Source organism: Microbacterium sp. Leaf288, assembly GCF_001422925.1.
Classification (GTDB): Bacteria; Actinomycetota; Actinomycetes; order Actinomycetales; family Microbacteriaceae; genus Microbacterium.
In genome coordinates this window covers 553,215-565,876 of the sequence record NZ_LMNI01000001.1, presented here as the reverse complement: position 1 = coordinate 565,876, position 12,662 = coordinate 553,215, and the positions used below count along the sequence as shown (strand labels likewise).

The following is a 12,662-nucleotide window of genomic DNA, read 5'->3' as shown; positions in this document are numbered from 1 at the left end:
GATCCGTAGGGTGATCGCATGACCCATCACTTCGACGTCGCCGCCCTCACCGGCGTGCTCGGCCACATGAACGGCGATCACGCCGGCGACAACCTCCTGATCTCGCGGGCGTTCGCCGCGGACGCGGGACTGGCCGACGCCGAGATCAGCGCCGCGACGATGACCGGGTTCGACGGGGATCGGGGCGTCTGGGAGGCCACGCTCGCCGACGGCTCGACCGCCGAGATCGCCGTGCCGTGGCCGTCGGGTCCGATCGCGGAGCGCCGCGAGGTGCGCCGCGAGATCGTCGCCCTGTACGACGAGGCGTGCCACCGCCTCGGAATCGACCCCCGGCCGCACGCGTAGGAAATCAGTGGTTAGGTTCGCCTTATCTTCAGTTAGCATGAAGGTATGAGCGACCCGATCCCGTTCTCCACCGCCCTGCGCGAACGCTCCAGCAGCTCGCACTCGTCGAGCGAGCACTCCGGCTTCATGGCCGATCTCATGAAGGGGGAGGGCACGCGCGAGGACTACGTCGCCCTCGTCGTGCAGCACTGGTTCATCTACGAGGCGCTAGAGCGCACCGCCGGCCAGATGCGCAACGACCCGGTCGCGAGGGTCTTCATCTCCGACAAGCTCACGCGGCTGCCTGCGCTCGAGGCCGACCTCGGGTTCCTCGTCGGCCCCGACTGGCGCGAGCGCATCGAGCCGCTGCCGACGACGCGCCGCTACGTCGACCGCATCAACGAGGTCGGCGCGACGTGGGCGGGTGGCTTCGTGGCCCACCACTACACGCGCTACCTCGGCGACCTCTCGGGCGGCCAGTTCATCGGGCGCCTGATGGCGCGCCGCTTCGGGTTCGAGACGAACGGCATCGGCTTCTACCTGTTCGACGACATCGCCGACCCGAAGGCCTTCAAGGACGTCTACCGCGAGCAGCTCGACGCCGCCCCGTGGGATGCTGCGGAGCAGGAGCGCGTGATCGACGAGGTGCTGCTCGCCTACCGCTTCAACACCGAGCTCTTCGAAGACCTCGCCGCCGCCAAGGCCGCGGAGTCCGCCCAGTCCTCGCACGTCGCCTGACTCGCGGCCCCTCCGAACCCCGCGAGGTGGTGGGGACGGATGCTGCGGGCCGGGGCGCACCTCAGGCCACGGGCGCTCCCCGCACCGCGGACGCCATGAACCGCCCCACGTCGGGGTCGACCTGGATGTCGCGCGGCCTGAGCGGCCGTGAGAGGTACAGCCCGTCCAGCGAGGTCAGTCGCGACAGCGCGACGTACGTCTGCCCCGGCGCGAAGGCCCCGGAGCCGAGGTCGATGATCGCGCGGTCGTAGGTCTTGCCCTGCGACTTGTGGATCGTCACCGCCCACGCCAGCCGCAGCGGGAACTGCGTGAACTCGGCCACGATGTCGCGGGTGAGGGTCTTGGACCCGGGGTTGTACGAGTAGCGGTACTTCTCCCACACCGACGGCTCGACGTCGAACTCCTCGCCCTCGACGTCGACCCGCACGGTCTCGCCGGCGATGCGGGTGACCGTTCCGATCGTGCCGTTGACCCACCGCGGCGGCTCGCCGAAGGCGGCGGTGTCGTTGCGCAGGAACATCACCTGGGCGCCGACCTTCAGCTTGAGCTCGAGATCGGCCGGGTACGCGGCATCCCCTCGTCCGAAGTCGCCGTTGACCTCCGCCATCGCCGTCTGCTCCCGGCCCACGAGCTCGGTGAGGTGGCGGCGGTTGATGTTGTTGACGATGTCGTTGCGCGTCGCGAGCGTGATGATCGGGTGTTCGCCGTCGAGCGGGTCCGGGGGAGTGCGCGCGCCGGTCGTGTTGAGCACCTCGGCGATGTCGGCCGTCACGCGGCCGTACCGCACGGCGTTGAGCATCGCCTTGAACGCCGGATCGGACTGGCGGTGGATGTCGACGAGCTCTCGGATGTTGAGGTCGGCGCCGTACGACCCGACATCGAGGATGCCGTCGGTCGCCGCCTCGCCCACCCACACCTTGGCGTCGAAGAACCAGAACGACCGGTAGTGGTCCTGCACGTACCGCAGCTCGTCGCCGCGGGGCGGGACGGGCGCGAGCTGGTACGGGTCGCCGAACATGACGATCTGCGTGCCGCCGAACGGCTCGCCGCGCCGCCCCCGCGCCTTGCGCAGCGAACGGTCGATCGCGTCCATGAGGTCGGCGTTGACCATCGAGATCTCGTCGATGACGAGGGTGTCGATCGCGTTGAGCAGCTTGCGGGTCGCGTCCGACTGGTCCTCGTCGTGCGAGCCGATGATGCCGAGCGGCAGCTTGAAGAGCGAGTGGATCGTCTGACCCTCGACGTTGAGCGCCGCGACGCCCGTCGGCGCGCACACCGCGATCTGCTTGTTCGTGTTCCACGCGAGGTGCTGCAGCAGCGTCGATTTGCCGGTGCCCGCGCGCCCGGTCACGAACACGTGCTCGCGGGTGTCTTCGATGAGCCGGAACAGCGCCTCCTGCTCGGCAGACAGAGGCGGAGTGTTCACCGACTCATGTTAACGAGCGGATGCCGCCTCCCGGCCCTGCACGCCGCGATCCGTGGACACCCGCCCGCTCTCCACAGGCTCCTCGGCTTCTCGCCAGCGCCCGGTCCCCGCCACGACCTCGTCCATGATCGCCCGGAATCGCGGACACGTCGTGATGTCGTGGGAGCGGCAGCGCAGCGCGTGCTCCGTCATGCGCCGCGAGCGCTCCATGTCGGCCATGCGGCGCTCGAGGTCGGCGAGGTGCTCCTCGAGCACGCGATGCCGCTCGGGCGCCTGCTCGTCCAGCAGCACGCCGATCTGCTCGAGGCTCATGCCGGCGTTCTTGCTCCGCACGATCACGCCGATGCGCACCAGGTCGTCGTCGCCGTAGCGACGGCGCCCACCTCCGTCGCGGTCGGGCCGCAGCAGTCCCACGTCCTCCCAGTGCCGCAGCACGTTCGTGGGCAGCGAGAACCGGGCGGCGGCGTCTCCGATCGGCAGACTTGACTTCATGTCGACATGAAGTCACAGGATCGAGGCAGACGCAACCCGACGAGAGGATCACTCATGTACGACGTCATCGTGATCGGCGGCGGCCCGGCCGGCCTCCAGGCCGCGCTCACCATCGGCCGCATGCACCGCACCGTGCTCCTGCTCGACTCCGGCGAGTACCGCAACGCGACGGTCGCGCACGCCCACAACCTCCTCACCAACGATGGCCGGAGCCCTGCCGAGCTGCGCGGAATCGCCCGCGACGAACTCGCCGCGTACGACACCGTCGAGGTGCGCACGACACCCGTCACCGCCGTGTCGGGGTCGCTCGGCGACTTCGAGGTGACCACCGCCGACGGCACCGAGCGCGCCGCGCGACTCGTGCTGGCGACGGGTATGCGCGACGAGCTGCCGCCGGTCCCCGGCCTCGCCGAGCAGTGGGGCCGCCTCGTCGCACAGTGCCCGTTCTGCCACGGCCACGAGTTCGCCGGCCGGCGCGTCGGCATCCTCATCGACGGCGAGCACGCCGGGATGATCGAACGGATGCTGCGCCCCATCGTCGCCTCCGCCTTCATCGCCCGCCCCGCCGACGTCGCGCTCGTGACCGAGGTCGACGGCGGGCTCGAGCTCTCGCTCGCCGACGGTTCGGTCGAGAACGTCGCCGGCGTCTTCACGGCCGCGACGGCGACGCAGCGCGCCCCGTTCGCGGCCCAGCTCGGCTGCGGCATCCTTCCCGGCGGCGGTGTCGAGATCGACGCGATGGGGCGCACCACGGTGCCCGGCGTGTACGCGGGCGGCGACATGGCGCACCTGGCGGCCGTCCCCGGCCCGATGGTGTCGCTGGCCGCCGCGATCGCCTCCGGCCAGCTCGCCGGCGCGAGCGCCGTGCGCGACGCGATCATGCCCTGACCGGCGCGCGGGTGCGGCGAGGCGACCGAGTGGACTTCGAGTCCCGACTTTGCGTTCCACAGGGGCCTCCCGGCCACGCTTTCCTAGACTGGGCCCGTGGATCAGGGGGTGATGGACACGTCGTCCGGTCGCGCGGGTGCGCCTCCGGCCGGTCCGGCGACCCCTGACACGGCGCACGCGACCCCCGAGTCGCCGGTCATCCACCCTCCGATCAAGCGGCGGACGCGCCGCCGCCTCGCGCTCGATCTCACGCTGCTCGGTGTCGTCGGCGTGGTGCTCGTCGGCGCCGCGTTCGCGGCCTGGCAGGTGATGCAGCGCGAGTTCTACAGCCCGAAGGCGTTCGTCGAGCGCTACGTCCAGCTGCTCGCGGAGGGGCGCGCGGCCGATGCCCTCGCCGTGCCCGGCGTCGCCGTCACCTCCGCCGAGCTCGAAGAGGCGGGTCTGCCTCCGACGGCGTCCGAGGCGCTGCTGCGCAGCACCGCGCTCGCCCCGATCCGCGACGCGCATGTCGTCTCGCAGGAACAGGACGGTGACGTCACGCACGTCACGATCGAGTACACGGCACGCGGCCACGACGGCCGCACGACGTTCTCGGTCGAGCAGGACGGCTCGATCGGCCTCGCGCCGACGTGGCGGTTCGCGAAGAGCCCGCTCGCGGTCATGAACCTCGGTGTCACCGGCTCGATGGTCTTCGACGTGAACGGCTTCGAGATCGACAAGCGCCAGGTCTCACCCGACGGGGCGGACGCCGACCCCGCAGCCCCGGTCTCGCTCCTCGTCTTCTCGCCCGGCCTCTACTCGGTGTCGGTCGACACCGCGATCTCGAGCACCCCGGGTGTGGCGGTGCTCTCGGACAGCCCGTTCCGTGCGATCCCCGTCAACGTGGTCGCCCAGCCGACCGAGAAGTTCCTGAGCGTCGTGCAGGAGAAGGTCGAGGAGTTCCTCACCTCCTGCGCGACGCAGGAGGTGCTGCAGCCGACCGCGTGCCCGTTCGGCTTCTTCGTGGAGGACCGCATCACGTCGCTCCCGAAGTGGTCGATCGTGTCGCAGCCGACCGTCGCCGTCGAGCCGGACGGCGCCGGGTGGTCGATCCTGGCGGCAGAAGCCGTCGCCCACATCGAGGTCGGCATCCGCTCGCTCTTCGACGGTCGCGTGCGCGCCGTCAGCGAGGACGTCCCCTTCATCGTCAAGGGCACGATCAGCGTGCGCCCCGACGGCACCGCGACGATCGTCGTCACCGGCCCCGACACGACCTGACCACGCCCCGACGTGCAGATCCGAGGAGATCTGCCCATCCGAGGGCTGAGTCCGCCGAATCACCCCCTGATCCGCAGAACTCCTCGTCTTCATCGGCCGCGCACCGGGCGGCCGCGACCACCTTTCCGCCATGATGGGTGCCGGGGTCGATGATGAGGTCGCAGGAAGGCATCGCGCGGTGGATTCCCGCCGTCGCGGCCGTGCGCGGCTACCGGCGCGCATGGCTCTGGCCCGACGTGCGGGCGGGCATCGTCGTGACGGCCCTTCTGATCCCCGCGGGCATGGGCTACGCCGAGGTCGCGGGGCTTCCGCCCGTGACCGGCCTGTACGCGACCATCGTGCCGCTCCTGGCGTACGCGGTGTTCGGTCCCTCGCGCGTGCTCGTGCTCGGCCCGGACTCGTCGCTCGCCCCGATCATCGCCGCCGCGATCCTCCCGCTCGCCCTCGGCGACCCGTCGCGCGCCGTCGCGCTCGCGGGGCTGCTGGCGATCATGGTCGGCGCGCTGCTGATCGTCGGCGGCCTGGTGCGACTCGGATTCGTGACCGACCTGCTGTCGAAGCCGATCCGCGTCGGCTACCTGAACGCGATCGCGGTCATCGTCATCGTGTCGCAGCTTCCGAAGCTGCTGGGCTTCTCCGTCGAGGCACCCTCGCTGTGGCGGGGAGCGGTCGCCACGGGCGAGGGCATCGTCGGCGGCAGCGTCGATCCCGTCGCCGCCGCGTTCGGCATCGGCTGCCTCTTGGTGATCTTCGCCCTGAAAGCGCTGCGCTTCCCCGTGCCGGGAGTGCTCGTGGTCGTGATCGTCTCCATGGTCCTCACGGCGATCCTCGGCTTGTCGGCGTCGCTCCCCGTCGTCGGCGCACTGCCGCAGGGCCTCCCCGCGCCCGCACTCGGCGGACTGGAGTGGGCGGATGTCGCGTCCCTGGCGCTCCCCGCCGCCGGCATCGCGCTCATCGCGTTCACCGACACCGCGGTGCTCTCGCGCACATTCGCCGCCCGCCGCGGCGACAGCGTCGACGGCAGCCAGGAGATGGCCGGTCTCGGCATCGCGAACGTCGCGGGCGGCGCGCTCGGCGGCTTCCCGGTCTCGGGCTCGTCGTCGCGCACCCCGGTCGCCGAACAGGCCGGGGCGCGCACGCAGCTCACCGGCGTGGTCGGCGCCGTGCTGCTCATCGTGTTCATCCTCGCGCTGCCGGGACTCACCGAACTCCTCCCGTCAGCGACGCTCGCCGCCGTCGTCATGAGCGCCGCCATCGGCCTCATCGACGCGCGCGGAGTCGTGCGGCTCGTGCGCATCAACATCGTCGACGCGGTGCTCTCGGCGGCCGCGTTCCTCGGCGTGCTCGTCTTCGGCGTGCTCGAGGGCATCGTCATCACGATCGGGCTGTCGTTCATCGCCTTCGTCAACCGCTCGTGGCGGCCCTACAAGGCCGAGCTCGGCCGCGTCGCGGGCCTCCGCGGCTACCACGACCTCGCACGCAATCCCGAGGGCACCCGCGTCCCGGGAGTCGTCATCGTGCGATTCGACGCACCGCTGTTCTTCGCGAACGGCGCGATCTTCGACGACTGGGTGCGCTCGCGCGTGCGGTCCGCGGGACCGGACGTGCGCAGCGTGATCCTCGCCGCCGAGCCCATCACCGATATCGACACCACCGCGGCCGACGAGCTCGTCGAGCTCGACGAGTATCTCGAGGCACGCGGCATCCGTCTCATCATCGCGGAGATGAAGTCGCCGGTCGTCGACACGCTCGCCCGCTACGGCCTCACGGGCCGCTTCACGCCCGACCGCTTCGCGCCGACCGTCGGCGCCGCCGTCGACGAGGTCACGGGCACCCTGCGCGGCGACATCAGCGGGACGAAATGGGATGCTGCGCCCGAAAGCCCTCGTCGCGCCCCGGGCGACGACACCCCCGGCGACCCGAAAGCGTAGTTCTCAGCCGCCGCTGCGCGCGTCACGCTCGGCGAGCGCCGCCAGCCGTGCGTTGTACTCCTCGAGCTCCGCGTCGCCGGTGCGGTCGGCGTGGCGGTCGCGACGCTTGGTCTCGCGGTCGTCGCTGCGGCTCCACTGGATCGCCACCGTGATCGCGAGGATGAGCGTGGGGATCTCGCCGATCGACCACGCGATGCCGCCGCCGGTGTACTGGTCCTCGAGGGGCGTCGCACCCCACGTGCGGCCCATCGAGCCGAACCACTCGGCGATCATGAGGCCCTCCTGCATCATGATCGCGATGCCGAAGAACGCGTGCATCGCCATGACGCCGATGAGCAGGAGCAGGCGCCCCGGGTACGGCAGGCGATACGGCACCGGGTCGATGCCGATGAGGCTCATCACGAACAGGTACCCCGTGATGAGGAAGTGCGCGATCATCCACTCGTGGCCGAGGTGGTCGTACAGCGACCAGCGGAAGAGGTCGGTGTAGTAGAAGACCCAGAGCGAGCCGATGAAGAGACCAGCGGCGACGAACGGGTTCGTGAGGATGCGCGCCACCGGCGAGTGCACGACCCAGAGCAGCCACTCGCGGCCGCCGCGGGTGCCGTCGCCGCGCTTGTGGATCGCGCGCGCCGCGAGCGTGATGGGTGCGCCCGGCACGAGCAGGAGGGGGATCGCCATGGTCAGGAGCATGTGCCCGACCATGTGCATGCTGAACAGGTAGTCCTGGTAGACGTTGATGACGCCGCCGGTGACCCACACCAGCAGGAGCCAGCCGACGACCCACATGATCGTGCGGTACACCGGCCACGCGTCGCCGCGCCGGCGCAGGCGCCAGACGCCCACGAGGTAGAAGAAGATCGCGAAGCCGGCGATGACCGCCCACAGGAGGTCGACGTTCCACGCCGTGAGCCAGCGGTCGAGGGTCAGCTCGGGCGGGAGCGGCGCCCCGGTGAGGCGCTCCGCGGGCGTGGGCGTCTTCGGAATCAGCGGCGTGACCGGCGGGGGCGTGCGCGCGAGGGCCGCCGCCGCACCGCTCGCGACGCCCATGAGCACGAGCTCGAAGGCGATGAGCGTCCAGAAGGCGCGGGTGGCAGCATCCGCGATCTTCATCTTCCCGATGAGGCGGGTGCGGTACCAGGCGCCGAAGAGGCCGAGCGCGATGAGCGCGAGCACCTTCACGCCGAGGATCAGGCCATACGGCGAGATGAGCGCGGACCAGTCGCGCAGACCGATCGCGGCCCGCACCGTGCCCGACACGGCCACCACGACGAACGCGGCGAGCGCGATGCTCGAGTAGCGGGCGACGGTCGCGACGCTATCGCCCTGGGATTGCAGCGGCCGCACGATCACGATGAGCAGCAGGCCGCCCAGCCACACCGCGGCGGCGATGATGTGCAGGATCAGCGCAGTCATCGCCTCGTGGTGGAATGCCTCTTCGCCGGAGTGGCCCTGGGTGCCCATCGGGACGAGGGATGCCGTGGCCAGCAGCGCCACGAAGAAGGTCGCCGTCCAGGAGCGCACGGCGAAGGTCAGCACCGTGAGGGCGGCGCCCGCGATCGTGGTGATGAGCCACGTGCGGCCGACCTCGGTCTCGACGATGAAGCGGCCGAGCTGGGCCCCGAACTCCGGGCCGATGCTGAGGACGGGGTTGAACGCGTCCACGAACGTGAGGAACCCGGTGGCTGCCGCGGCCATCGTGAACACGGCGGCCGAGATGGACGCGGTGTCGAGCGCGACGTCGAACTCGCGATCCCCGGCCCGCAGCGTGAACAGCGCCGTCACGAGCACGCCGACCATGCCGGCGGCCGAGAGGTTGACGAAGAGCTTCGCGGTCGGAAGCCCCCAGCGCACGAACGGCCCGGGGTCGGCGATCGCGAGCGGCGCGGCGCCCCCGCCGAACGCCAGCGCCCACACCATGACGGCGAGCGCGGCCACGACGAGGATGACGGGCCCGACGGCCCGCAGGGCGCGGGGGTTCACGTCTCCAGCCTACGTTTACGAAGAGAGAGGGGATGCCGCGGGTCGCGGCATCCCCTCTCCAGAGGTCTGCGTCGGAATTACTTGACGGCGGCCTTCAGCTTCGAGCCCGCGGTGACCTTGACGCGCTTGCCCGCGGGGATCTTGATCTCCTCGCCGGTCTGCGGGTTGCGGCCCGTGCGAGCCGACGTGGCGACCTGCTCGAAGGCGATCCAGCCCGGGATCGAGACCTTGCTGCCGGCGGCGACCGCGTCGGAGACGGTGGAGAAGAGGGAGTCGAGCACGCCAGAGACGGCGGACTGGCTCTGGCCGGTCGCGCTCGCGATGCTCGCGACGAGCTCGGTCTTGGTGATGGTCTTGTCGGCCATTTGGTATGTCCTCCAAAGACGACGAGAGTGCCGTCTTGTCATTGCTCGGACCGGACGGCTTCGCCCCCCGGCTGGTCCTATCGACCGGTCCCGAATGTACCCGACCAGGCCGACAGAACCGCGTATTTCTGCGGATTTCTGCCGATTCAGGCCGCGTGTCGTGTGAAAAGAGTGACAAATGTGGCTCGTGAGCCTCGATTACGCCGACAGCGTTCAGCCCTTGTGCGCGGCGATGAGCTCGAGGGCGGTGCGGGCGAACGCCGGGCCGACCCGGTCCTGGCCGTCGAGATAGCCGCCGACGAGCGCCGCATCGCGCAGCAGGACGAGGGATGCGGCGACCCCCTCGGGATCGCGCAGCCCCGCTCCCTCGGCCAGCTGCCGGAGAGTTCCGCGGAACCACTCGCGGTGGTCGGCGATGAGATCGCGCACCGGCCCTCGGTCGGGATACTCGGCCGCGGCGTTGATGAAGGGGCAGCCTCGCGTGTGCCGGTCGCGGATGTCCTGCTCGATGCCGGCGACCACGAGGTCCAGCAGCGCATCCGGGGCGCCCCCGGCCTGCGCCGCCTGCGCGAACAGCGCCCGCAGGCCCTGGTCCTCCCCCTCGAGGTAGGCGAGCACGAGGCCCTCCTTGCCCGCGAACTGCTTGTACATCGTGGCCCGCGTGACGCCGGCCTCCTCGATGATGCGATCGACACCCACCGAGTGGATGCCCTCGTTGTAGAAGAGTTGCGTCGCGGCTTCCAGCAGCCGCTGACGCGCCGGCGACGGGCGGCTCGCCGCGGCAGGCGCGGCACTTGTGGTGCTCATGGATCCCCCTCAGGTCCTTCCATCGTGCCATTCCAGAAAATCTTGGGAATAGTATTGCGTAGATAGAACGTTCGGTCTACCATCGGACACATCAGCCGGAGACACACCAGGATCCGGAGCCTGAGAAACATCCGAAACCACCGCACGACACCACCGAGGAGCACGACATGAACGAGAGCACCACGACCAAGACCCCGATCGTCCTCATCCACGGCCTCTGGATGACCCCCAAGAGCTGGGACACGTGGGCCGAGCGCTTCCGCGCCGCCGGCCACCAGGTCATCGTCCCGGGCTGGCCCGGAATCGACGACCGCACGGTCGAAGACATCCGCAGCAACCCCGAGGCGCTCAAGGGCATCGGCCTGAAGCAGATCGCCGACAACTACGAGCGCATCATCCGCGAGCTCCCCGAGAAGCCGATCATCATCGGCCACTCCTTCGGGGGAGTCCTCACGCAGATGCTCGCCGACCGCGGCCTCGGCGTCGCGTACGTGGGCGTCGCCCCCGGACAGACCGCCGGTGTCACCACGCTGCCGCTCTCCACCCTGTGGACCGGCACCCCGATCCTGTCGAACCCGTTCGGCCGCAACGGCGCCAAGCCGCTCTCGAAGCGCCACTTCCACTTCACCTTCGGCAACGACCTGCCGCGGGAGGAGTCCGACAGGCTCTGGGAGGAGTACGCGGTCAACTCGTACAACCGGGTCTTCTTCGAGGGCGTGGCATCGGTGCTCAACGAGAAGGGCGGCGTCACCCACGTCGACTACGGCCGCACCGACCGCGCGCCGCTGCTCATCATCACCGGCGAGATCGACCACGTCGTGCCGCCGGCGATCGGCAAGGCGGTCGTGAAGAAGTACACCGGCACCGGCAGCCCCGCGATCGTCGAGTACAAGGAGTACGCGGGCCGCACCCACCGCCTGGTGAGCCAGGACGGCTGGGAGGAGATCGCCGACTATGCCCTCCAGTGGGCGACCACCCACCAGGTGCGCGAGACGGCTCCGGCCTCAGAGACGGAGGCGGCGCAGTAGACGGATGCTGCGCCCCGGCGCCGCGCCGACAGCAGCCGGTCGTCGAGCTCCCAGTCCATCTGGTGGTTCGGCGGCCGGGTGGTGTCCCGGCCGGTGTCCGCGGTGGGACGCAGCGGCCCGGGGTTCTTCGAGCCCCGGGCCTTCGCCGTCCGTCCCCCCACCTTCTCGCGGATCCGGAATTCGGAGAATCGTCGCGTTTCCGGAGCGGTCGCGGTCGCAGCATCCGGAAACAGGCGAGAAGCCCGAGTTTCCGGATCCGCGGGGTGAGGTCAGGCGTGCAGGCGGCGCAGCGCGGCGACGACGTCGTCGTGCCAGCGGCGGGCCGCGGGGAGGACGGCGAGGAAGATCGGGGTGTCGTGCGTCACGCCCTGATAGCGCACGACGCTCGCGTCGACGCCGGCCGTGCGCAGCGCCGCGCCGTAGGCGTCGCCGTCACCGCGGAGCGGGTCGTACTCGGCCGTGAGGATCACCGCCGGCGGCAGGCCCTCGTGCGACGCGGCCCGCAGCGGCGACGCGTAGGACTCACGGGCTCTCCGCTTCGACGGCAGGTAGGTGCGGGCGACCGAGCGAAGCTCGCGGACCGCGATGAATCGAGGGATGCCGAGAGCCCGGGTCGCGCTCAGATCGAGGTGCGCCCCCGTGAGGTCGACCACGGGCACTTCGAGCAGCTGGAGCCGGAGGTCCGGCCCGCCGCGGTCGCGGTTCATGAGGGTCACTGCAGCGGCGATGTTGCCCCCGGCGGAGGTGCCGAGCACTCCGATGCGCCCCGGGTCGATGCCGAGCTCCTCCGCCTGCGCGAACAGCCACTGGAGCGCCGCGTACCCCTGCTCCACGGGCACGGGGTACTGGTGGTCGGGCGCGAGGGCGTAATCGACGGCGGCGATCGCGACCTCGGCGTCGACGGCACGACGGCGGAATCCGGCATCCGTCGTCGGATAGTCGATCCCCCCGATGCGGAACGCGCCGCCGAAGAACGCGAGCACGGCGGGCACCGGCGCGTCGGCCGCCTCGGACGGGAAGTAGATGCGCACGCGCACCGACGGGCGGCCCGGCACGTCAACGCGGTGCTCGGCGATGCGCACCTCGGGCCCCGCGACCCCCACCGTGCGCAGCTCCGTGCGATCCCATGCGAGCGCGGCGCGGCGCTTGCGCGCGCGGGCCTGAGCCCGGGGACCGAGCGTCGGCTTCTCCGGCTTCTTCGTGCGCTGCTGCGCACGCGCCTCGACGGTGGAACCCGTCGCCTCGGCGGTGCTCGGCGCGCTCGCCTCGGCGGCCGCGGTCGGCGCGGCGACCCGCGGGAAAGGCCAGAGGGCGGCGAGCCGCGCGCGCATCGACCCCGTGGCCTTGTCGAGCAGGTACTTGCGGTGCACTCTCAGGCGCTCGTCGAAGAACGGATCCAGCCGCATGATCCCATCCTCGCGCG

At 70.7% G+C, this 12,662-nt stretch carries 12 protein-coding genes; 6 read left to right on the top strand and 6 right to left on the bottom strand.

Features of this window, described 5'->3' with window-relative positions; all coding sequences use genetic code 11:
* The first annotated feature begins 18 nt into the window (after window positions 1-18).
* Window positions 19-345 carry a DUF2470 domain-containing protein gene (locus tag ASF40_RS02345; protein WP_056365796.1) on the top strand — a complete coding sequence of 109 codons (327 nt, stop codon included), beginning with the start codon at window positions 19-21 and terminating at the stop codon, window positions 343-345.
* A 45-nt stretch (window positions 346-390) separates the two neighbouring features.
* On the top strand, window positions 391-1,062 hold the full coding sequence (locus tag ASF40_RS02340) for a biliverdin-producing heme oxygenase (RefSeq protein ID WP_056365793.1): 672 nt from the start codon (window positions 391-393) through the stop codon (window positions 1,060-1,062).
* Window positions 1,063-1,123: 61 nt separating this feature from the next.
* On the opposite strand, the gene ASF40_RS02335 is transcribed toward ASF40_RS02340, so the two are convergent.
* Together ASF40_RS02335 and ASF40_RS02330 are read right to left on the bottom strand one after the other, a co-directional pair.
* Window positions 1,124-2,488 carry an ATP-dependent DNA helicase gene (locus ASF40_RS02335; RefSeq protein WP_056365790.1) on the bottom strand — a complete coding sequence of 455 codons (1,365 nt, stop codon included), beginning with the start codon at window positions 2,486-2,488 and terminating at the stop codon, window positions 1,124-1,126.
* Between the two features lie 9 nt (window positions 2,489-2,497).
* Entirely contained in the window at window positions 2,498-2,980 is a 483-nt protein-coding gene (locus ASF40_RS02330; protein ID WP_082496800.1) for a MerR family transcriptional regulator, read from the bottom strand.
* 54 nt (window positions 2,981-3,034) lie between these two features.
* Here ASF40_RS02330 and ASF40_RS02325 point away from each other — a divergent pair, with 54 nt between their 5' ends.
* The 3 genes from ASF40_RS02325 (at window position 3,035) to ASF40_RS02315 (ending at window position 7,056) form a co-directional block, all read left to right on the top strand.
* Window positions 3,035-3,868: an NAD(P)/FAD-dependent oxidoreductase gene (locus ASF40_RS02325; protein WP_056365786.1), complete on the top strand. Its 834-nt coding sequence runs from the start codon at window positions 3,035-3,037 to the stop codon at window positions 3,866-3,868.
* Window positions 3,869-3,979: 111 nt separating this feature from the next.
* Window positions 3,980-5,125, top strand: a complete 1,146-nt coding sequence (locus ASF40_RS02320) for a hypothetical protein (protein ID WP_442922681.1) — start codon at window positions 3,980-3,982, stop codon at window positions 5,123-5,125.
* 152 nt (window positions 5,126-5,277) lie between these two features.
* On the top strand, window positions 5,278-7,056 hold the full coding sequence (locus ASF40_RS02315; RefSeq protein ID WP_082496799.1) for a SulP family inorganic anion transporter: 1,779 nt from the start codon (window positions 5,278-5,280) through the stop codon (window positions 7,054-7,056).
* 3 nt (window positions 7,057-7,059) lie between these two features.
* Here the strand turns inward: ASF40_RS02315 and ASF40_RS02310 are convergent, their stop codons facing one another.
* The 3 genes from ASF40_RS02310 to ASF40_RS02300 all read right to left on the bottom strand — a co-directional run bounded on the left by ASF40_RS02310 (window position 7,060) and on the right by ASF40_RS02300 (window position 10,211).
* Window positions 7,060-9,039 (bottom strand): cytochrome c oxidase assembly protein, encoded by a 1,980-nt coding sequence (locus tag ASF40_RS02310; protein WP_056365783.1) that lies wholly within the window; start codon window positions 9,037-9,039, stop codon window positions 7,060-7,062.
* A 77-nt stretch (window positions 9,040-9,116) separates the two neighbouring features.
* Window positions 9,117-9,404, bottom strand: coding sequence for an HU family DNA-binding protein (locus ASF40_RS02305; protein WP_045301792.1), 288 nt, complete (start codon window positions 9,402-9,404; stop codon window positions 9,117-9,119).
* Between the two features lie 213 nt (window positions 9,405-9,617).
* Window positions 9,618-10,211 carry a TetR/AcrR family transcriptional regulator gene (locus ASF40_RS02300; protein ID WP_056365779.1) on the bottom strand — a complete coding sequence of 198 codons (594 nt, stop codon included), beginning with the start codon at window positions 10,209-10,211 and terminating at the stop codon, window positions 9,618-9,620.
* A 167-nt stretch (window positions 10,212-10,378) separates the two neighbouring features.
* On the opposite strand from ASF40_RS02300, the gene ASF40_RS02295 reads away from it, so the two are divergent.
* Complete coding sequence (locus ASF40_RS02295; protein WP_056365776.1) at window positions 10,379-11,239, top strand: alpha/beta hydrolase; 861 nt, start codon at window positions 10,379-10,381, stop codon at window positions 11,237-11,239.
* A 269-nt stretch (window positions 11,240-11,508) separates the two neighbouring features.
* Here the strand turns inward: ASF40_RS02295 and ASF40_RS02290 are convergent, their stop codons facing one another.
* The gene (locus ASF40_RS02290) at window positions 11,509-12,645 is read right to left on the bottom strand and encodes an alpha/beta hydrolase (protein WP_056365773.1); all 1,137 of its coding nucleotides are present in this window, start codon (window positions 12,643-12,645) and stop codon (window positions 11,509-11,511) included.
* Between the last annotated feature and the right edge of the window lie 17 nt (window positions 12,646-12,662).

What these genes read in the sequence shown, in the direction of transcription:
- ASF40_RS02345 (WP_056365796.1), top strand. Translation starts at nt 19, where the DNA reads ATGACCCATCACTTCGACGTCGCCGCCCTCACCGGCGTGCTCGGCCAC.
- ASF40_RS02340 (WP_056365793.1), top strand. Translation starts at nt 391, where the DNA reads ATGAGCGACCCGATCCCGTTCTCCACCGCCCTGCGCGAACGCTCCAGC.
- ASF40_RS02330 (WP_082496800.1), bottom strand. Translation starts at nt 2,980, where the DNA reads ATGAAGTCAAGTCTGCCGATCGGAGACGCCGCCGCCCGGTTCTCGCTG.
- ASF40_RS02325 (WP_056365786.1), top strand. Translation starts at nt 3,035, where the DNA reads ATGTACGACGTCATCGTGATCGGCGGCGGCCCGGCCGGCCTCCAGGCC.
- ASF40_RS02320 (WP_442922681.1), top strand. Translation starts at nt 3,980, where the DNA reads ATGGACACGTCGTCCGGTCGCGCGGGTGCGCCTCCGGCCGGTCCGGCG.
- ASF40_RS02315 (WP_082496799.1), top strand. Translation starts at nt 5,278, where the DNA reads ATGAGGTCGCAGGAAGGCATCGCGCGGTGGATTCCCGCCGTCGCGGCC.
- ASF40_RS02305 (WP_045301792.1), bottom strand. Translation starts at nt 9,404, where the DNA reads ATGGCCGACAAGACCATCACCAAGACCGAGCTCGTCGCGAGCATCGCG.
- ASF40_RS02300 (WP_056365779.1), bottom strand. Translation starts at nt 10,211, where the DNA reads ATGAGCACCACAAGTGCCGCGCCTGCCGCGGCGAGCCGCCCGTCGCCG.
- ASF40_RS02295 (WP_056365776.1), top strand. Translation starts at nt 10,379, where the DNA reads ATGAACGAGAGCACCACGACCAAGACCCCGATCGTCCTCATCCACGGC.
- ASF40_RS02290 (WP_056365773.1), bottom strand. Translation starts at nt 12,645, where the DNA reads ATGCGGCTGGATCCGTTCTTCGACGAGCGCCTGAGAGTGCACCGCAAG.